Below are 17,850 nucleotides of genomic sequence, written 5' to 3'. Positions count from 1 at the left end.
AGTGTTTGGTGACAAGTTTTATAAGCGACTGGCCGAGCTACAGCCTTGGCAACAGACCGTCTACACCCTGGCGCTGGCAGAGCGCATGTACCCCAACTATGCGTTGTTTGCCCAGGCGTCCGGCTTTGGTGATGCGAAGGCTTTTCGACACGCGCTGGATCAGATGTGGAACTACCTGACAGTGAAGGGATCCCGCGTCAATCTGGGGGCTATCCTGGAGGCGTTTGAAGTTTACATTCCGGAGCCCAGCAAGTTTGAATCCTACGGTGCCTATCCGGCGCTGGATGCCTGCGTGGCACTCGGTAGCGCCTACAACTCGGTGATCTGCCGGGTCGGTGAAGAGGCCGAAGATGCCAGCCATGCCTCAGTGGGAACCGTGGCCGGTTTCATCGAGATGCTGGAAGAGCGCGAGCTGACCGAAGAGGAACTCTACGAGCACGAGTACATCGAGGCCGAGCTGGAGTTTCAGGTTGAGCTGCTCAAGCGGGTGGCCCACGAGCGTGACAGTGACCGCATCCTGGCAATCAAGGTATTTGCAGCCCAGGACGGTGTGTCCAACATCGGCATCAGCCTGGACGACTGATACCGCCACTGGGTCTGTAGAAAACGTCTCCATAGAAAAAAGCTCCCGTCGGGAGCTTTTTTTATGCCCGTTCCCTCTTCATGCCCGTTCTTCGGTGAGCGGCCGAACGCTCAGTACGGGAGCGGCATCTATCGCGTCGGCATTCATCATCGACGAGATGCGCTGCAGGGAGGAGAGCAGCAGGGTCTGTTCCCAGGCTTCCAGTGCCTGAAAGCGCTGGATGAAACGCTCTTGCAGCGGGGTTGGCGCCTGGGCCAGCAGGGCACGGCCTGCGTCAGTCAGTGTCGCGTGAACCTTTCGCTTGTCGGTTTCACTGCGAATGCGCTGTACCAGCTGGCGGCTCTCGAGACGGTCCATGATGGTGGTCGCAGTGGCCTGACTCATGTTGGTGTGGTCGGCCAGCTGACGCATGGAAATCTGTCCCAGCTCGTTGATCCCCTTGAGCAGCAAGAGCTGCGGCGACGTCAGCCCGGCTTCCTTGATCAAGCGCTTGGAGTGCATATCGATGGCACGAATAATCTGGCGCAGGGCAACCAGCACTTCATCATGTTTTTCCATGGGTGTGAGTCATTGCAGGGCTGTTGAGAGGCGCGAAATTCTCCGCCTAATTCGTGACAAGGTCAATATGGTTTTTGCTGTAATCATTTCTGCTCTAATGATTTTTGTGTTAGGTTATCGGGCATTTTCTGAATATCAACCCAATAATCGAGGAGCGAGATAATGAATGACTATCTGGACATCAAGTCTCTGGTTGCCGATCTACGCGTGGTCAGAGTCCGTTATGAACTGCCTGATACCTCGGCATTCGTGCGTTATCAGCCCGCCTATGAAGAGGACCCCAATACCCTCAAGGTACACCACTATGATGGTGAGCTGCCCCTCTCCTGTAGTGAGACAGGTGCTTTCAACCTAAAGGAGTTGGTGAACGAATTGCGCTATGCCTATGTGTTGGTCCACCTGTTCCCTGACGAGAGTGCCATGAACTTCTACCTGACCGGCCTCGATACCGGCCTGGCCCAATTGGAGTTCATCGGTGGATCCTACGATTTCAACCGGCTCTGGATCACCAGCGGTATCTCCAATCTGGGTGTGCCCATGGCCATCTTCCTTGGCAAGCGTCACGCCGTGAATGGCCAGCCTTCCGTCACCCTGGTGGATCATCGTGAACTGGCCGCAGGCCGTATGGTCTATCGCGCCATCGGCGGGGCAGGCGAGCATGTGGGTGAAGACTTTTTCAACAACGACTAAGGAGGCCCGATGAGAGCAACCAAAGGGCTATTGAAAGGCCTGAACCCGACCATGGCCATGACGGCCCTCACCGTCATCACCCTGTTCCTGCTGTTTGGCGTCTTTGTGCCCGAGACGGCCGCCGCCTGGTTTACCGGCGCCAAGGATCAGATCATTGCCGGGTTCAAGTGGTACTACATTCTGGTGGTCGCCCTGTTCCTGTTCTTCGCCGTCTATCTGATGTTCAGCCGCTTTGGCAGCATCCGCCTGGGTGACGACGATCAGGTACCGGAGTTCGGCTACTTTGCCTGGTTCTCCATGCTGTTCAGTGCCGGCATGGGCATAGGTCTGGTGTTCTGGAGCATTGCAGAACCCATGAATCACCTGCAGGGCAACCCCTTCATCACCGAAGGGATGACGCCGGAGGCGGCCCAGATCGCCATGCGGCTGACCTTCTTCCATTGGGGTCTGCACCCCTGGGCCATCTATGTGATCGTCGGCCTGTCGCTGGCCTTCTTCAGTTATCGCCGCAAGTTGCCCCTGGCCATTCGCTCCGTGCTTTACCCCATTCTCGGTGAGCGCATCTACGGTTTCTGGGGTCATGCCGCCGACGTGCTGGCGGTGTTCGGTACCGTGTTCGGAGTGGCGACCTCCCTCGGTCTCGGCGTCTCCCAGATGAATACCGGTCTGAACCAGATGTTCGGCATGGCGGTGTCGCAGTCCAATCAGCTCTGGCTCATCGGCGGCATCAGCCTGATCGCGACCCTGTCCGCGGTCTCCGGCGTGGGGCGCGGAGTCAAGCTCCTCTCCGAGCTCAACATCTGGCTGAGCGTCTTCGTGCTCGGCCTCTTCTTGGTGCTGGGGCCGACCACCTACATACTCAACGCCTATGTGCAGAACATCGGTGACTACCTGCAAAACATCGTCAAACTGAGCTTCTGGACCAACACCGAAGCCAACGGCACCTCGGCCTGGCAGTCGAGCTGGACCGCGTTTTACTGGGGCTGGTGGATCGCCTGGGCACCGTTTGTCGGCATGTTTATCGCCCGCATCTCCAAGGGCCGTACCATACGTGAGTTCGTGCTCGGCGTGCTGCTGGTGCCCTCCCTGCTCGGCATGTTCTGGCTGACCGTGTTCGGCGGTACTGCCATGAACCTGGAGCTGTTCGGCGGCGGTGGCGTGGTGGCGGCGGTCAATCAGGACGTGACCCTGGCGCTCTACCAGACGGTGGAACTGCTGCATTGGGACACCTTCGGCTGGATCGCCAAGGCGGTACTGACCCTGCTGATCTGCACCTACTTCATTACCTCCAGCGATTCGGGCACCCTGGTCATCACAACGCTGCTCTCCATCGGCGATCAGGATCCTCCCGTGTTGCACCGTGCCATCTGGGGCCTGGGGCAGGGGCTGGTCGCCGCTATTTTGCTGGTGTCCGGTGGATTGGCAGCCTTGCAGGCGGCCAGCATCATAGCCGCACTGCCGTTCTCGGTGATCATGCTGGCCATGTGTTACTCCCTGGTGCTGGGGCTCAAGCAAGAGAGTCAGCATCAGTTCGAGTATCGACAGAAGCTCAAGCGTCACCCTGGCTCGGTCAACCTGAGTCTGATGGATCGCATAGGTCCGGGCTGATGGCCTGACAGTCAAACCGTGCAAAGTAAAAGGGGAACCGTGAGGTTCCCCTTTTGTATGCTGCTGTAGTCGGCTGGCGGTTAGAGCATCTGCTTGAGGCGATAGACGAGATCCAGCGCCTGACGAGGAGTGAGCTCGTCCGGCCGTACCGCTTCCAGCTCATCCACTACAGGGTGGGATTGGGGCAGCAACGGTATGGAGGCAGGGCGAACTTCCCCTGTGGCCAGGGGCGTGGCGCTTTCGAGCTCCGCCAGCTTGTGGCGAGCCTGATTGATCACCGACTTCGGTACCCCCGCCAACGCTGCTACTTGCAGGCCGTAAGAGCGGCTGGCCGCGCCTTCCTGCACCGCGTGCATAAAGGCGATGGTGTCGCCGTGCTCCACCGCATCGAGGTGGACGTTGGCCAGCCCGCTCATCAGCTCCGGCAAGCGGGTCAGCTCGAAGTAGTGGGTAGCGAACAGGGTATAGGCGCCAATCTTGCTTGCCAGCTGCTCGGCGCAAGCCCACGCCAGGGAGAGCCCATCGTAGGTGCTGGTGCCGCGGCCAATTTCGTCCATCAGCACCAGACTGCGGGCGGTGGCGTTGTTGAGGATGTTGGCGGTCTCTGTCATCTCCACCATAAAGGTGGAGCGGCCGGAGGCGAGATCGTCCGACGCCCCGATCCGGGTGAAGATGCGGTCTATGGGGCCGATGTGGGCGCTGTCGGCGGGCACGAAGGCACCGATATGGGCCAGCAGCACGATAAGGGCCGTCTGGCGCATATAGGTGGATTTACCCCCCATGTTGGGGCCCGTGATGATCAGCATCCTGCGCTCCCGCTCAAGCCGGATCGGGTTGGCGATAAAGGGATCGCTCATCACCTGCTCCACCACCGGATGACGGCCCGCCTCGATCAGGATCTGATCCTCGTCAATCAGGGTCGGGCAGCGGTAGTCCAGGGTCTCGGCCCGCTCGGCCAGGTTGGCCAGCACATCCAGCTCCGCCAGCGCGGACGCCGACTCCTGCAGATCGCCGAGGTGGGGCAGCAGGGTGTCGAGCAGCTCTTCGTAGAGCCGTTTCTCCAATGCCAACGCCTGAGCCTGGGCGGTGAGCACCTTGTCCTCGTATTTTTTGAGCTCGTCAATGATGTAGCGTTCGTTGTTCTTGAGGGTCTGACGGCGGATGTAGTGGGCCGGTACCAGATGGCTGTTGGCGCGGCTCACCTCGATATAGAAGCCGTGCACCCTGTTGTAGCCCACCTTGAGGGTGTTGATGCCGGTCAGCGCCTTCTCGCGCTCCTCGATGCGGACCAGACTGGCGGTGGCGCCGTTGGCCAGATCCCGCAGCTCGTCCAGCTCCTGATTGAAGCCGTCACGGATGACGCCCCCATCGCGGATCAGCACGGGCGGTACCTCCATCACGGCGCGCTCCAGCAGGCTCAGCAATTCGGGGAAGGTGCTGGCCCGCTCGGCCAGTTGCTGTACCGCTTCGTGCCGGTTGTCCGCCAGCAGGCGCTGCAACTCTGGCAACTGGGCAAACGCCTGACGCAAGCGAGTGAGGTCGCGGGGGCGGGCAGAGCGCAAGGCGAGGCGAGCCAATACCCGCTCCACGTCGCCGACCTGGCGCAGCAGGGCGCCCAGCTCGTCATAAAGGTTCTGCTCGATCAGCTCCTTGATGGTGCTCTGGCGCCCTTTCAGGATAACCCGATCGCGGATTGGTTGGTGGATCCAGCGCTTGAGCAAACGGCTGCCCATGGGGGTGGCGGTGCGATCCAGCACTTCGGCCAGGGTATTTTCATAGCCGCCCGCCAGATTCTGGGTCAGCTCCAGGTTGCGGCGGGTGGCGGCATCCATGATGACCGCATGATCCGGCTGCTCGAGGCGCACGCTGCGGATGTGGGGCAGGGCGGTGCGCTGTGTATCTTTCACATACTGCATCAGGCAGCCGGCGGCGCACAGGGCTGTCTCGCTCTTGTCGACCCCAAAGCCCACCAGATCCTGAGTGCCGAACTGCTGGCACAGCAGCTTGCGGGCTGTGCCCAGTTCAAACTCCCACTCGGGGCGGCGGCGCAGGCCACGGCGGCCCTCGACGTGCTGCAAAAACGCGAAGGATTCGGGATAGAGCAGCTCGGCCGGGTTGGTGCGTTGCAGCTCCGCCAGCAGCGTCTCTTCCTTGTCGAACTGGTTGATGAAGAAGCGGCCCGAGCCTATGTCCATGGTGCCGTAGCCGAAGCGGCGGCCATCGTGATAGACGGCGGCGATCAGGTTGTCCTGTCGCTCCGAGAGCAGCGCCTCGTCGGAGACGGTACCCGGGGTGATGATGCGAATGACCTTGCGCTCCACCGGCCCCTTGCTGGTGGCGGGATCCCCCACCTGCTCGCAGATGGCGGCAGATTCACCGAGCTGTATCAGCTTGGCCAGGTAGCCTTCGATGGCGTGATAGGGCACCCCCGCCATCGGAATGGGGTTGCCTGCCGACTGGCCGCGCTTGGTCAGGGAGATATCTAGCAGCTGGGAGGCCTTGCGGGCATCGTCGTAGAAGAGTTCGTAGAAGTCACCCATCCGGTAGAACAGCAGTATCTCGGGGTTCTCGGCCTTGAGGCCAAGGTATTGCTGCATCATGGGGGTGTGCTGCTGGATGTTTTCTATGTTAATCAATGTGCATCCACCATTAAGTCGTTGTTTTTGAGCTGTGTTGTCATCTGGCATCGGGTCTGTGATGTGCTGTTTTTCCACGGATGAGCGTCTGGAATGAGAGGCTCGATGAGGCGATCATCCGAGGAGGATATTGAGTCCGGTGCGCGTCAGCCCGGGTGGCAAGGCGTCACACCACAACCAGGGCCACGAGTTGGTGCCAATCTTATCATCCCTGCCGCGGCAACAAAGGCCATGCATTCACAAAATCATCCGGACTACCCGCAACAGGGAAGATGCCAAAAATAGAGTGCAGAGATAGTGCAGGCATATTGATCATTTCAACTATTCTTGTATGGTTGAATCCATTCCATGGGTTGAGGGACTTCAAATGCACAAAGATGTGGCCACCAGGGTGTTCGAGTCTCTCGCATCCGGTATCCGTCTCGATGTATGGCGCTTGCTGGTCAAGGCCGGGTTGGAAGGGAGGGTGGCCGGTGAGCTCGCTGGCGAGCTCGACATTGCACCGAACAGCCTCTCGTTTCACTTGAAGGCCCTGCTTCACGCCGGACTGGTATCGGTGGAGCAGGAGGGGCGTTTTCTGCGCTATCGCGCCAATATCCCCCTGATGCTCGATTTGATCGGTTATCTCACCGAGGGGTGCTGTGCCGGTCACCCCGAAGCCTGTGGCGTGATGCGGGCCGAATCCGGCTGCTCGCCCCATGTATTGCCCGAGCAACCTTGCTGCAATAAGGAGTAATACCATGTCAGTTATCCAGATTTTCGATCCGGCACTGTGCTGTGCCAGCGGTGTGTGCGGAACCGAGGTTGAACAGCGCCTGGTGAGCTTCGCCGCCGACCTCGCCTGGGCCAAGGGGCAGGGGGTTGCCATAGAGCGATTCAATCTGGCCCAGCAACCTATGGTGTTTGCCGAGACAGCGGCGGTGAGTGCCTTTCTTGTCCACGCGGGGGAGGAAGGCTTGCCGCTGGTGCTGGTAGAGGGTCAGGTGGTGCTGACAGGCCGTTATCCCAGCCGCGCAGAGTTGACCCGTTATGCCGGTCTTGCGTCACCGAAAGCGGCTGAAAGCGGTGGTGCAACAATCGATGATGCTGAAGCCAATCCGCCAGCAGCCGGGCCGGGCAAAGCGGGCGCCATCAAAGGGATCGTCAAGGGTGGATGCTGCTCCGGCAGCAGCGGTTGCTGCTAAGCGTGACCCTTTAGTTGGCCGCATCCCTGCCGCCTGCGGGGTTGATTGCCTTGTTCTGCCTGATAGGAGTCTCTTATGTCCTCGTTTCTGAGCTATTCGTTTCTGACTGATGCACCGCCGTTTCTCTTTTTTACCGGCAAGGGTGGCGTCGGCAAGACCTCGCTGGCCTGCGCCAGCGCGGTCGCCTTGTGTGACAGCGGTAAACGGGTGCTGCTGGTCAGCACGGATCCGGCTTCAAACGTAGGTCAGGTCTTTGATACTCAAATAGGCAACAAGATTACCGCCATAGCGGCAGTCAGTGGGCTGTCAGCACTGGAGATAGACCCGCAAGCGGCCGCGCAAGCCTATCGGGAAAGGATCGTCGGCCCGGTGCGTGGCAAATTGCCCGACAGCGTGGTGCGCAGCATTGAAGAGCAGCTCTCCGGTGCCTGCACCACAGAGATTGCCGCCTTTGACGAGTTCACAGCGCTCTTGACCGACAGCAAGCTGGTTGGGGAATACGACCATATCGTTTTCGATACGGCGCCCACAGGTCACACCATACGTCTGTTGCAACTGCCGGGGGCATGGAGCGAGTTTCTGGAGCAGGGCAAGGGGGATGCCTCTTGTCTGGGGCCACTGGCCGGACTGGAAAAACAGCGAAGCCAATACGCAGAGGCCGTTGCAGCCCTCTCAGATGCCGGGAAAACCCGGCTTGTTCTGGTGGCTCGGGCGCAAGCCTCAACCCTGCGGGAAGTGGCGCGTACCCATGATGAGCTGGCGGCCATCGGCCTTGCCAATCAGCAACTGGTCATCAATGGCATATTCCCCCAAAGCGAGCTGGCGGATGACCCCCTGGCCTCCGCTGTCTGGCAGCGAGAGCAGCAGGCGATGGCGCAGATGCCAGGATTGCTGGCCAGGTTGCCACAAGACAGAGTGCCTCTGTTGGCCACCAATCTGGTGGGGGTGGACAGCCTGCGTCAGTTGCTCGGTGCAGCGCCTGTCAACGGGCGCCACGAGGTCGAACGCCCGGCCGCCGAGTCACAGGACCAGCAACATCCTGGCTTGAAGCAACTGGTCGATGAGCTGGCCACAGATGGCCACGGGCTCATCATGCTGATGGGCAAGGGCGGTGTGGGTAAAACCACCCTGGCGGCAGCGGTGGCGGTAGAGCTTGCCAGTCGGGGCCTGCCGGTTCACCTCACTACGTCAGATCCCGCTGCCCATCTGGGAGAGACACTGGCAGGGGCACTGCCCAGCCTGGAGGTCAGCCGCATCGATCCCCATGCCGAGACTGAACGTTACCGTGCCCAGGTGCTGGCCACCAAGGGTCGCGCCCTGCTGGAAGAAGATTTGCGTTCCCCCTGTACCGAAGAGATTGCCGTGTTTCAGGCCTTCTCGCGGATCATTCGTGAGGCTGGCAAGCGCTTCGTGGTGATGGATACCGCCCCCACCGGCCACACCCTCTTGCTGCTCGATGCGACCGGTGCCTATCACAGGGAGATTGCCCGTCAGATGGGGGGCAAGGGGATGCACTTCACTACCCCCATGATGCAGTTGCAAGACCCGAAACAGACCAAGGTGATGATAGTCACCCTACCCGAGCCCACCCCGGTACAGGAGACGGCCAACCTGCAAGCCGACCTGCGCCGCGCCGGTATCGAGCCCTGGGCCTGGGTGGTCAATCACATGTTGGCCCCGGCCAGCGTCACGTCCCCCCTGCTGGCCCAGCGAGCCTATCGCCAGCAGCCCCATATCGACGCGGTCAAAGGTGAGCATGCCCGGCGTTATGCCGTTATGCCGTTATGCCGTTATGCCGTTATGCCGTTGTGCCCTTGCAGGCCGTCGAGCCGGTGGGTGTCAAGGCGCTGCAAGCGCTGTGTCACCCTGTCTACAGGGCGGGGTGACATGCATCAGAGCGAGTTTACTGCCAAGGAGCAACCAACAGAGGCATTTGCCCGGGTTGAGTCCTTCGTTTCATCCAACCCCCATGGAGTCTCTTGATGAGTACCAATGCCTGCTGCGATCTGCCCGTCAGCAAAAAAATGAGCTTTCTCGACCGCAATCTCACCCTCTGGATCTTTGTCGCCATGGGCATGGGGGTCGGGATTGGCTATCTGTTCCCCCAGGTGGCTCAGTGGAACGAGGCCATGTCGGTCGGCACCACCAATATCCCGCTGGCCATCGGCCTTATCCTGATGATGTATCCGCCGCTGGCCAAGGTGAATTACGGCACCATGGGCGCCATGACCCGCGACCGTCAGGCGATTACCCTCTCACTGGTGATGAACTGGCTGGTCGGCCCCATCCTGATGTTCGTGATAGCCCTGACATTCTTGCATGACTACCCGGACTACATGGTGGGCCTGATCCTGATCGGTCTGGCACGCTGCATCGCCATGGTGCTGGTGTGGAACGATCTGGGCGGCGGCAACAAGGAGTACGGTGCGGGTCTGGTGGCGCTCAACAGCGGTTTTCAGATCCTCACCTACAGCTTCATGGCCTGGTTGTTTATTACAGTGCTGCCCCCGCTGTTTGGTTTGCAGGGTTTCGCGGTGGACATCACCATGCTGGATATCGCGCAAAGCGTGCTGATCTATCTGGGGATCCCTTTCCTGGCAGGCTTCCTGAGCCGTAAATACCTAGTCAAGGCCAAGGGGGAGAAGTGGTATACCGAGCGCTTTATCCCGGCTATCTCGCCCATCACGCTGATCGCCTTGCTGGCCACCATAGTGCTGATGTTCAGCCTCAAGGGCGAGATGATCGTCGAGCTGCCGATGGATGTGGTACGCGTTGCCATCCCGCTGGTGGTCTACTTTGTGCTGATGTTCTTCACCAGTTTCCTGGTCGGCAAGAAGCTGGGTATTCCCTATGACAAGAATGCCTCCATCGCCTTCACTGCCACCGGCAACAACTTCGAGCTGGCCATTGCAGTTTCCATCGCCGTGTTCGGCCTGAATTCGGATCAGGCGTTTGCCGGTGTGATAGGCCCTCTGGTGGAGGTGCCAGTCTTGATCGCCCTGGTCAATGTGGCTCTTAGAATGAAACGCAACTATCCCAACGCAGAGGCTTAATCATGCATAACAACCAGATCACCATTTACCACAACCCGGCTTGCGGCACCTCCCGCAATACGCTGGAACTTATCCGCAACTCAGGGGTTGAACCGACCGTCGTTCACTACCTGGAGACACCGCCGAGCCGCGAGACGCTGGTTGCGCTGATTGGGGCCATGGGGATGCCGGTGCGCGACCTGCTGCGCAAGAACGTCCCTCCTTATGAGGCGCTGGAACTGGCCGAAAACCGCTTCAGCGATGGCGACTTGATCGACGCCATGCTGGCCCATCCCATCCTGATCAACCGCCCCATAGTGGTGACCCCGCTTGGTACCAGACTGTGCCGCCCATCGGAAGTAGTGCTGGATATTTTGCCGAGCCCCCAGCAAGGCGCCTTTACCAAGGAAGATGGGGAACAGGTGGTAGATGCAGCGGGAAACCGCATCAAGTGACACGCACGAGCGGTGTGCCCTCTGTCTGATGACGGCATGACAGCCGCACGAACATGAGCTCTACGGTTGGCTGCTCAGGCAATCGGGCAGCCTTGTTGATACCGATGTTCTGCTGCAATAGACCTGCTTGCGGGCTATGCGCCAGCAGGGAACGTTTTGCGTCATCGAGAATGCCAGCGCTCGACCAGCTCACTCTGGATAGACGGATGTGCGATCCATCTCCGGTTGGTTCAGGTAGCGAAGCAGGTGCGGGAGCAGGTGTCCGGCATCTTGCCCGACGCCTCTGAGGGTTGCCGAGGCAAAATTGCGTTGTTTGGGCAGGCCGACAAAGTACAAGCCGGGGACATGCATGGCGTGCCCGTCGCGTTGCATCACCTGACCTCGTTCGTTCATCACGGGCAGGCCCTCGAGAAATGGCAGGTTGGGGCGAAAACCTGTGGCAAACACCAGACTGTCAACGGCTTCATGCTGGCCATTCGGCCAGGCAATGCCGCTTGACGTTACCTGAGTGAACATGGGGCGCTGCTTGAAATAACCGGTTTTCAGCGCCTTTCTGTAGGTGCCGTCGTCCAGTACCGGTGTGCTCTGGTCGTTCAGCCAGCGGGTTTTCTCCAGGCCTGTCCATTTCAACCAGCTATGAAAATCTGCCCCCAATATCCGCTGGGGGGCAAACCGGATTGCTTCTCGGGCGGCCAGTGTCACAGTGGCCACGCTGGCGAGATCGTAAGCGATCTGGACGGCGGAGTTCGCCGCGCCAATGACGACGACGTTTTGCCCGCGAAAAGGCGCCGCATGTCGATAGTCGGCACTGTGCAGCTGAGCGCCCCTGAAACTTTCCAGTCCAGGAATGTCGGGCAGGTAGGGGTGGCTAAAGGCCCCCGATGCCACTATCACGGCGCTTGCCAGCATGCCTTGGCCGTTGGCGGCAGTTATCTGGAAGCCCGCATCTGCTCGCGCGACCTGGGTGACCTGAACTCCCTGGCGAACAGGTAGCTGGAAGAGGTCGGCATACTGCTCAAGGTAACGCACCACCTCATCACGTCCGGGATAGTGGCCCGGTGCGCCGGGGAATGGCATACCGGGGAGGGAGGAGTAGGCTGCTGGCGAGAACAGCTCAAGGCTGTCGTAGTAGTTGCGCCAGTTCCCGCCAGGCCGCGCTTGCGCGTCAAGTATCACGAAGCTGAGCCCCTGCTGTTTCAAGTGCCAGCCACAGGCCAATCCGGCCTGACCTGCACCTATGACAACCACATCCAGTCGCTGATCCATCGAGTTCATATGTGCGCATCCATACACGTTTTTGGGCGAAGAAAAATCAATCCGATCAGCCTCGGCAGCACATCCTGGTGTGGTGGAGTATGGCCTCCAGGCGCTGGATAATGGCCGGGCCATCCACTTCGTAGAACACCTGGCGCCCAACCTTGGAGGCGCGAACTATCCCGGCTTCCAGCAGCACCTGAAGATGACGGGAAACAACCGAACGCTCCTGGGGCAACTCAGCGGCAATTTCCGTGATATCCGCTCGGCCCAATTGCATGACGCGCTTCAGCACGGCGACCCGTGGTGGCTCGCACAGTGCTTTGAAGAAGGCACCATCAAGGGATGCAATGGCGGCATCAATGGCTTGGGTTTGGGTCAGTGTTGTATTCATGTCGTGACTATATGTGCGCATCTATGCACATGTAAAGCGCTGATGCGCAGTGATCAGCCATTTGGCAATACAGGGATGTTGGGACACCCGCCGTTTTGATCGTGGCGCCGGGTCGTATAAATAAAAAAGGGCGCCAATGATGGCGCCCTTTTGCGGGTTTTATGAAAACCTGATCAACCCGTGTTGCGCATGCCTGCGGCAATACCGGCGATGGTGACCATCAGCGCCTGATCCAGCTCGGGATGCAGGGTCTCGGTGTGGCTGCGCGAGCGGCCCAGCAGTTCGACCTGCAGCACGTTGAGGGGATCAGTGTAGGGGTTGCGCAGATTGATGGACTCCTTGATCCAGGGCTGGTCGTCCAGCAGGTCTCCCTGCGGGCGCAGCTGCAGCACGATCTGGATGGCGTCGGCAAGCTCCTGGCGCAACTGCTTGCCCAGATTCCACAGCTCTTGCGGTACCAGACGGGTGTCGTAGTACTCGGCGAGCCAGAGGTCGGCCTTGAGGAACACCATCTCCAGCATCTCGAGGCGGGTGCGGAAGAAGGGCCACTGGCGACTCATCTCTTCCAGCACGCTCTTCTGACCGTCCGTGATGGCATGCTCCAGCCCCTTGTGGGCGCCAAGCCAGGCCGGCAACATCAGCCGGTTCTGGGTCCAGGCGAAGATCCAGGGGATGGCGCGCAGACTCTCGACGCCGCCGTTGGGCTTGCGCTTGGCCGGGCGTGAGCCGAGCGGCAGCTTGCCAAGTTCCATTTCAGGGGTGGCGGCGCGGAAGTAGGGCACGAAGTCCGGATGACCGCGCACTATGCTGCGGTAGTGATCGCAGGAGACGGTGGCAAGTTGCTCCATCACGGCGCGCCAGCTCTCTTTGGGCTTGGGTGGCGGCAGCAGGTTCCCTTCCAGCACGGCGCTGGTGTAGAGGTTCAGGCTGTGAATGGCAACTTTCGGCAGACCGAACTTGAAGCGGATCATCTCGCCCTGTTCGGTCACTCGCAGCCCACCGCGCAGGGATCCTGGCGGTTGGGACAGGATCGCCTGATGGGCGGGGGCGCCGCCACGGCCGACGGTGCCGCCACGGCCATGGAACAGGGTCAGGCGCAGATTGCTGGCTTCGGCCAGTGCCACCAGAGATTCCATGGCAGCGTACTGGGCCCAGCCTGCGGCCATCATGCCCGCATCCTTGGCGGAATCCGAGTAGCCGATCATCACGTACTGGCGACCCTGGATGTAACCGCGATACCAGTCCACCGACAACAGGCGCTCCATCACGGCGGTGCCCGCCATCAGGTCTTCCTGGGTTTCGAACAGGGGGGCGACCGGCATGCGGAACTTGCAGCCGGCTTCTTTCAGCAGCAGCTGTACCGCCAGTACATCGGACGGGGCGCCCGCCATGGAGATGATGTAGATGCCGAACGCATCCGGGTCGTGTTGGGCGATCACCCGGCAGGTGTCTATGGTCTCGCGAGTCTCGTCGCTCGGCTCCCAGTCGGTCGGGATCAGGGGGCGGCGGGAGTTGAGCTCATTGAGCAGGAAAGCCTGCTTGTCGTCTTCGCTCCACTCTGCGTAGTCGCCCATGCCCAGATAACGGGTCAGCTCGGAGAAGACCTGACCGTGGCGCTCGCCATCCTGACGTATGTCCAGCTTGACCAGATGGATGCCGAAACAGGCCAGCTTGCGCAGCACGTCCAGCAGCATGCCATCGGCGATGTTGCCCATACCGCAGGCGTGCATTGAGTGGTAGCAGAGCTCCAGCGGCTCGCGCAGCTGGGCTGTGGTGGTGATCAGGTCGCGGCTCTCGCTCACCTGACCCTGCACCTTGGCGGTGAGGTATTCCTGGGTCTCGCGCAGCGCTTCACGCAACTCGCGCACCAGGGCGCGATAGGGCTCGGGGTGATCGCCCACCCGCTCGCGTACGGCGTCGGTGCAGTCGGACATGGAGAGCTCGGAGGTGAGCTCCTTGATGTCCTTGTAGAAGAGGCTCACTGCCATCCAGCGGCCCAGTTCCAGTACCTCTGCGGTCACCTTGGCCGTGACGAAGGGGTTGCCGTCGCGGTCACCGCCCATCCAGGAGGTGAACTTGACCGGCGCGGCATCCAGCGGCAGCCGCACACCCAGGTGCTGTTGCAGACGCTCGTCCAGATTGCGCATGAATTCGGGAATGGCCGGCCAGAGGCTGTTTTCCACCACGGCAAAGCCCCACTTGGCTTCGTCCACCGGTGTCGGGCGCTGCTCGCGGATCTCGTTGGTGTGCCAGGCCTGATTGACCAGCTGTTCGATGCGATTGAGGATCTTGTCCCGCTCGCGGGGCAGCAGATCGGAGAGTTCCAGCGCTTCCAGGCAGTCGTTGAGCTGGACGTGTTTGTGGATCAGGGTTCGACGGGTCACCTCGGTCGGGTGAGCGGTCAGCACCAGATCGATATCCAACTCGCGCACGGCCTGGATGATGGCCTCCTGCGACAGGTTGGATGCCTTGAGTTTGGCGAACATCTGCTCCAGCGGATCCGGCGTGCAGACCTGCTCTTCGCAGCGGCGGGAGATGGTGTGGAACTGTTCGGCCACGTTGGCCAGGTTGAGGAACTGGCTGAAGGCGCGGGCCACCGGCAACAGCTCGTCATCGCTCAGGGTGCGCAGGGTTTCGAGCAGACGTTCCCGGTCTGCCTCATTGCCTTTGCGGGAGGACTTGGCCAACTGGCGAATGGTTTCGATCTTGTCGAGGAAGGCTTGTCCCTGATGATCCTTGATGGACTTGCCCAGCAGTTGACCCAGCATGCCTACGTTGGCGCGTAGAGCGGCGTACTTTTCGTTCATTCCACATCCTTATCTGGTTGGTGTCTCTCTCCATCCGAGGTGAGAGACAGCCTCACTTATTGTTGTGTGATTACAACATATGCTCCGTCATCTTAGGGTGACAATCTACCCAGATTGTCTGCGCAAGGTCAAATAACAGGCCGATTCAGAACATGTATTTCCTTCACCTGTCCCGGGCAGACTGTCAGTAACTTACTTACATACCCTATGGCTTACAGGCAGAACCGGCGGATCAGGTGTTGCAGCACTGCCGTGGTGGGTTTGACGAACGACAGATCCAGGTATTCGTCCGGCTGGTGAGCCTGGGCTATGTGACCAGGGCCCATCACAATTGTCTGGCATCCCAACTGCTGGATAAAGGGCGCTTCGGTGCAGTAGTTCACCGATTCCGCCTTGTGTCCGCTTGCCTGCTCCGCCTCGCGCACCAGTACTGAGTCGTCCGCGCAGGCATAGGCGGGAATGGGCTCGTGCAGGTGTTGCAGGTGCAGGCCGCCTGGCTGATGAACCTCTATGGGCGCGAGCGCCTCTTTGAGCATGCCCATCAGCTCGTCCGGCCCCACTTGCGGGGTGGGACGCATGTCGATGTGCAGCTCGCAGCAGCCGCAGATGCGGTTCGGGCTGTCTCCCCCATGTATGTATCTCAGATTCAGCGTGGGTTGCGGCACCGCGAACCGGTAGTCGGCATAGGTCTCTTCCAGACGCAGTTGCAGGCGCAGCACCCGCCCCATGGCCTGATGCATGATCTCCAGCGCATTGACGCCGTTGGCGGGATCCGAGCTGTGACCGCTCTTGCCGGTAATGCGGATCGCTTCCGACATGTGGCCCTTGTGGGCCACCACGGGCACCAGCCCGGTCGGTTCGCCGATCACCGCATAGTCGGGTTTGATCTCGGCCGCGGCGGCGATGGCGCGTGCACCCGCCATTGTGGTTTCCTCATCGGCGGTGGCCAGAATGCGCAGCGGCTTGGTGAGTTTGGTGAGGTCGATCTCTTTGAGGGCTTCCACTATGAAGGCGAAGAATCCCTTCATGTCGATGGTGCCGAGGCCGTACAGGCGGTTGCCCTCTTCGGTCACCTTGAAGGGATCCTTGCGCCAGCCCCCTTCGTCGAACGGCACTGTGTCCGTGTGGCCCGCAAGCAGCAGACCGCCTTCTCCCTGGCCTATGGTGGCCACCAGATTGAACTTGCCGGGCAGCTCCGGCAGCGCCGTCACTTCACACTGAAAGCCGAGTTGGCCGAACCAGTCGGCCAGCAGCCGGATCACCGCCTCGTTGCTCTGATCCCAGTGCGGATCTGTGCTGCTAATAGAGGGAATCGCAATAATATTCTTATAAAGTGCAAAAAAATCCAGATTGGCCATCAGCTGCTCCTTGCGTCCCCGGAACGTTTCTGTTAGAAAATACAAATGCAAAGTGAGTGCATGAATATTCTTTGAGTTTGCCTGAATTCGTGGCTCATCAACAAGGCTTCTAGTTGTAAGGGAAAGTTAATATTCTGTCACCTGATCTATAACCGACGACACAACCCCGCCTGAATTGCCCCTCCGCACTCGTTGCATTGAAGGGGCGGTTCCTCACCCCTTGCACTGTCTGCAGCGCCATGCTGTGAATTTCGAACTCTGACTTGGAATACTCAAAAATGCTTAACACCGTTATCGTCGGTGCCAGTGGCTACGCGGGAGCCGAACTGGCCGCACTGGTCCAGAACCATCCTCAACTCAAGCTGTTCGGTCTCTATGTTTCCGCCGGCAGCCAGGATGCCCACAAGCGCTTCTCTTCTCTGCATCCCCAGTGGGTCGGCGCGCTGGATCAGCCGCTGCTGCCGCTGGATGAAGATGGCATGACCCGGATCCTGACCCAGGCCGACCTGGTGTTGCTGGCGACCGCCCATGAGGTGAGTGCCGAGCTCGCACCCAAGTTCCTGGCCAAGGGGCTGCCGGTGTTCGATCTCTCCGGCGCCTTCCGGGTCAAGGACCAGCAATTCTACTCCTCCTTCTACGGCTTCACCCACGAGAACGAGCAGTTGCTGGAGCAGGCCGCCTACGGTCTGGCGGAATGGAACAGCGATGCCATTGCCGCCGCCCAGCTGATTGCTGTGCCAGGTTGCTACCCGACTGCTTCTCTGTGCGCTCTCAAGCCGCTGCAACAGGCCGGTCTGATTGCCGAGGGATGGCAGCCCATCATCAATGCGGTATCCGGTGTCTCCGGGGCCGGTCGCAAGGCGGCCATCAATACCAGTTTTTGCGAAGTGAGCCTGAGCCCCTACGGCACCTTCAACCACAGGCATCAGCCGGAGATCAGCCACCACTTGGGCAAGGAGGTGCTGTTCCAGCCCCACCTTGGCAACTATGTGCGCGGCATCCTGGCCACCATTTATGTGCAGATGGCGGATGGCGTGACGCCGACCCAGGTGGATCAGGCCTTCCTCAAGGCCTACGAAGGAAAACCCCTGGTGCGCCTCACCGGTCAGATGCCCTCCATCCGTGGCGTGGCAAGCACTCCCTACTGCGATATCGCCTGGCAGCAGCAGGGCAATATGCTGGTGGTGGTCTCTGCCATCGACAACTTGCTCAAGGGCGCCGCCTCCCAGGCAATGCAATGCATAAATATTAAATTCGGTTTTGACCCGGCCACCGGCCTGATTTAAGAAAG

General features: G+C 60.1%; 15 protein-coding genes. 9 read left to right on the top strand and 6 right to left on the bottom strand.

All coding sequences use genetic code 11. From position 1 onward, the window contains the following. The first annotated feature begins 1 nt into the window (after nucleotide 1). The gene (locus tag AXW79_RS07870) at nucleotides 2–583 is read left to right on the top strand and encodes a YjaG family protein (protein ID WP_005313805.1); all 582 of its coding nucleotides are present in this window, start codon (nucleotides 2–4) and stop codon (nucleotides 581–583) included. 78 nt (nucleotides 584–661) lie between these two features. Here the strand turns inward: AXW79_RS07870 and AXW79_RS07865 are convergent, their stop codons facing one another. Then, entirely contained in the window at nucleotides 662–1,141 is a 480-nt protein-coding gene (locus tag AXW79_RS07865) for a MarR family winged helix-turn-helix transcriptional regulator (RefSeq protein WP_005313803.1), read from the bottom strand. A 162-nt stretch (nucleotides 1,142–1,303) separates the two neighbouring features. Between AXW79_RS07865 and AXW79_RS07860 the strand changes: the two genes are divergently transcribed. Together AXW79_RS07860 and AXW79_RS07855 are read left to right on the top strand one after the other, a co-directional pair. Then, nucleotides 1,304–1,831: a hypothetical protein gene (locus tag AXW79_RS07860; RefSeq protein WP_005313801.1), complete on the top strand. Its 528-nt coding sequence runs from the start codon at nucleotides 1,304–1,306 to the stop codon at nucleotides 1,829–1,831. A gap of 9 nt (nucleotides 1,832–1,840) precedes the next feature. Further along, on the top strand, nucleotides 1,841–3,439 hold the full coding sequence (locus AXW79_RS07855) for a BCCT family transporter (RefSeq protein ID WP_005313800.1): 1,599 nt from the start codon (nucleotides 1,841–1,843) through the stop codon (nucleotides 3,437–3,439). Between the two features lie 80 nt (nucleotides 3,440–3,519). On the opposite strand, the gene mutS is transcribed toward AXW79_RS07855, so the two are convergent. After that, nucleotides 3,520–6,075, bottom strand: a complete 2,556-nt coding sequence (gene mutS / locus AXW79_RS07850; protein ID WP_005313798.1) for a DNA mismatch repair protein MutS — start codon at nucleotides 6,073–6,075, stop codon at nucleotides 3,520–3,522. A 367-nt stretch (nucleotides 6,076–6,442) separates the two neighbouring features. On the opposite strand from mutS, the gene AXW79_RS07845 reads away from it, so the two are divergent. From AXW79_RS07845 to arsC, 5 genes are all read left to right on the top strand, one after another. Then, nucleotides 6,443–6,811 (top strand): ArsR/SmtB family transcription factor, encoded by a 369-nt coding sequence (locus tag AXW79_RS07845; protein WP_005313796.1) that lies wholly within the window; start codon nucleotides 6,443–6,445, stop codon nucleotides 6,809–6,811. Between the two features lie 4 nt (nucleotides 6,812–6,815). Continuing rightward, a complete protein-coding gene (gene arsD, locus AXW79_RS07840) occupies nucleotides 6,816–7,259 on the top strand; it encodes an arsenite efflux transporter metallochaperone ArsD (protein WP_005313794.1) in 444 nt (147 codons plus the stop codon). Between the two features lie 75 nt (nucleotides 7,260–7,334). Then, nucleotides 7,335–9,242, top strand: coding sequence for an arsenical pump-driving ATPase (gene arsA, locus AXW79_RS07835; RefSeq protein WP_443261217.1), 1,908 nt, complete (start codon nucleotides 7,335–7,337; stop codon nucleotides 9,240–9,242). After that, nucleotides 9,242–10,312, top strand: a complete 1,071-nt coding sequence (arsB, locus tag AXW79_RS23425; RefSeq protein ID WP_011898325.1) for an ACR3 family arsenite efflux transporter — start codon at nucleotides 9,242–9,244, stop codon at nucleotides 10,310–10,312. Before arsA ends, arsB begins: the two co-directional genes overlap by 1 nt. Nucleotides 10,313–10,314: 2 nt before the next feature. Beyond that, the gene (gene arsC / locus AXW79_RS07825) at nucleotides 10,315–10,746 is read left to right on the top strand and encodes a glutaredoxin-dependent arsenate reductase (protein ID WP_005313784.1); all 432 of its coding nucleotides are present in this window, start codon (nucleotides 10,315–10,317) and stop codon (nucleotides 10,744–10,746) included. A 189-nt stretch (nucleotides 10,747–10,935) separates the two neighbouring features. Here arsC and AXW79_RS07820 read toward each other — a convergent pair whose 3' ends face one another. The 4 genes from AXW79_RS07820 to argE all read right to left on the bottom strand — a co-directional run bounded on the left by AXW79_RS07820 (nucleotide 10,936) and on the right by argE (nucleotide 16,559). Then, nucleotides 10,936–12,021: a flavin-containing monooxygenase gene (locus tag AXW79_RS07820; protein WP_005313781.1), complete on the bottom strand. Its 1,086-nt coding sequence runs from the start codon at nucleotides 12,019–12,021 to the stop codon at nucleotides 10,936–10,938. A gap of 46 nt (nucleotides 12,022–12,067) precedes the next feature. Beyond that, a complete protein-coding gene (locus AXW79_RS07815; protein WP_005313778.1) occupies nucleotides 12,068–12,394 on the bottom strand; it encodes an ArsR/SmtB family transcription factor in 327 nt (108 codons plus the stop codon). A 173-nt stretch (nucleotides 12,395–12,567) separates the two neighbouring features. Beyond that, nucleotides 12,568–15,201, bottom strand: coding sequence for a phosphoenolpyruvate carboxylase (gene ppc / locus AXW79_RS07810; RefSeq protein ID WP_005313775.1), 2,634 nt, complete (start codon nucleotides 15,199–15,201; stop codon nucleotides 12,568–12,570). 212 nt (nucleotides 15,202–15,413) lie between these two features. After that, nucleotides 15,414–16,559 (bottom strand): acetylornithine deacetylase, encoded by a 1,146-nt coding sequence (gene argE, locus AXW79_RS07805; RefSeq protein WP_005313771.1) that lies wholly within the window; start codon nucleotides 16,557–16,559, stop codon nucleotides 15,414–15,416. Between the two features lie 278 nt (nucleotides 16,560–16,837). Here argE and argC point away from each other — a divergent pair, with 278 nt between their 5' ends. Next, nucleotides 16,838–17,845, top strand: coding sequence for an N-acetyl-gamma-glutamyl-phosphate reductase (gene argC / locus AXW79_RS07800; protein ID WP_005313768.1), 1,008 nt, complete (start codon nucleotides 16,838–16,840; stop codon nucleotides 17,843–17,845). Nucleotides 17,846–17,850: the final 5 nt, after the last annotated feature.

The sequence above is a fragment of the Aeromonas salmonicida subsp. salmonicida genome, assembly GCF_001643305.1.
In the GTDB taxonomy this organism is placed as follows: Bacteria; Pseudomonadota; Gammaproteobacteria; order Enterobacterales; family Aeromonadaceae; genus Aeromonas; species Aeromonas salmonicida.
Note: the sequence above shows the minus strand (reverse complement) of the source record. Positions and strands in the feature narration are given on the sequence as shown.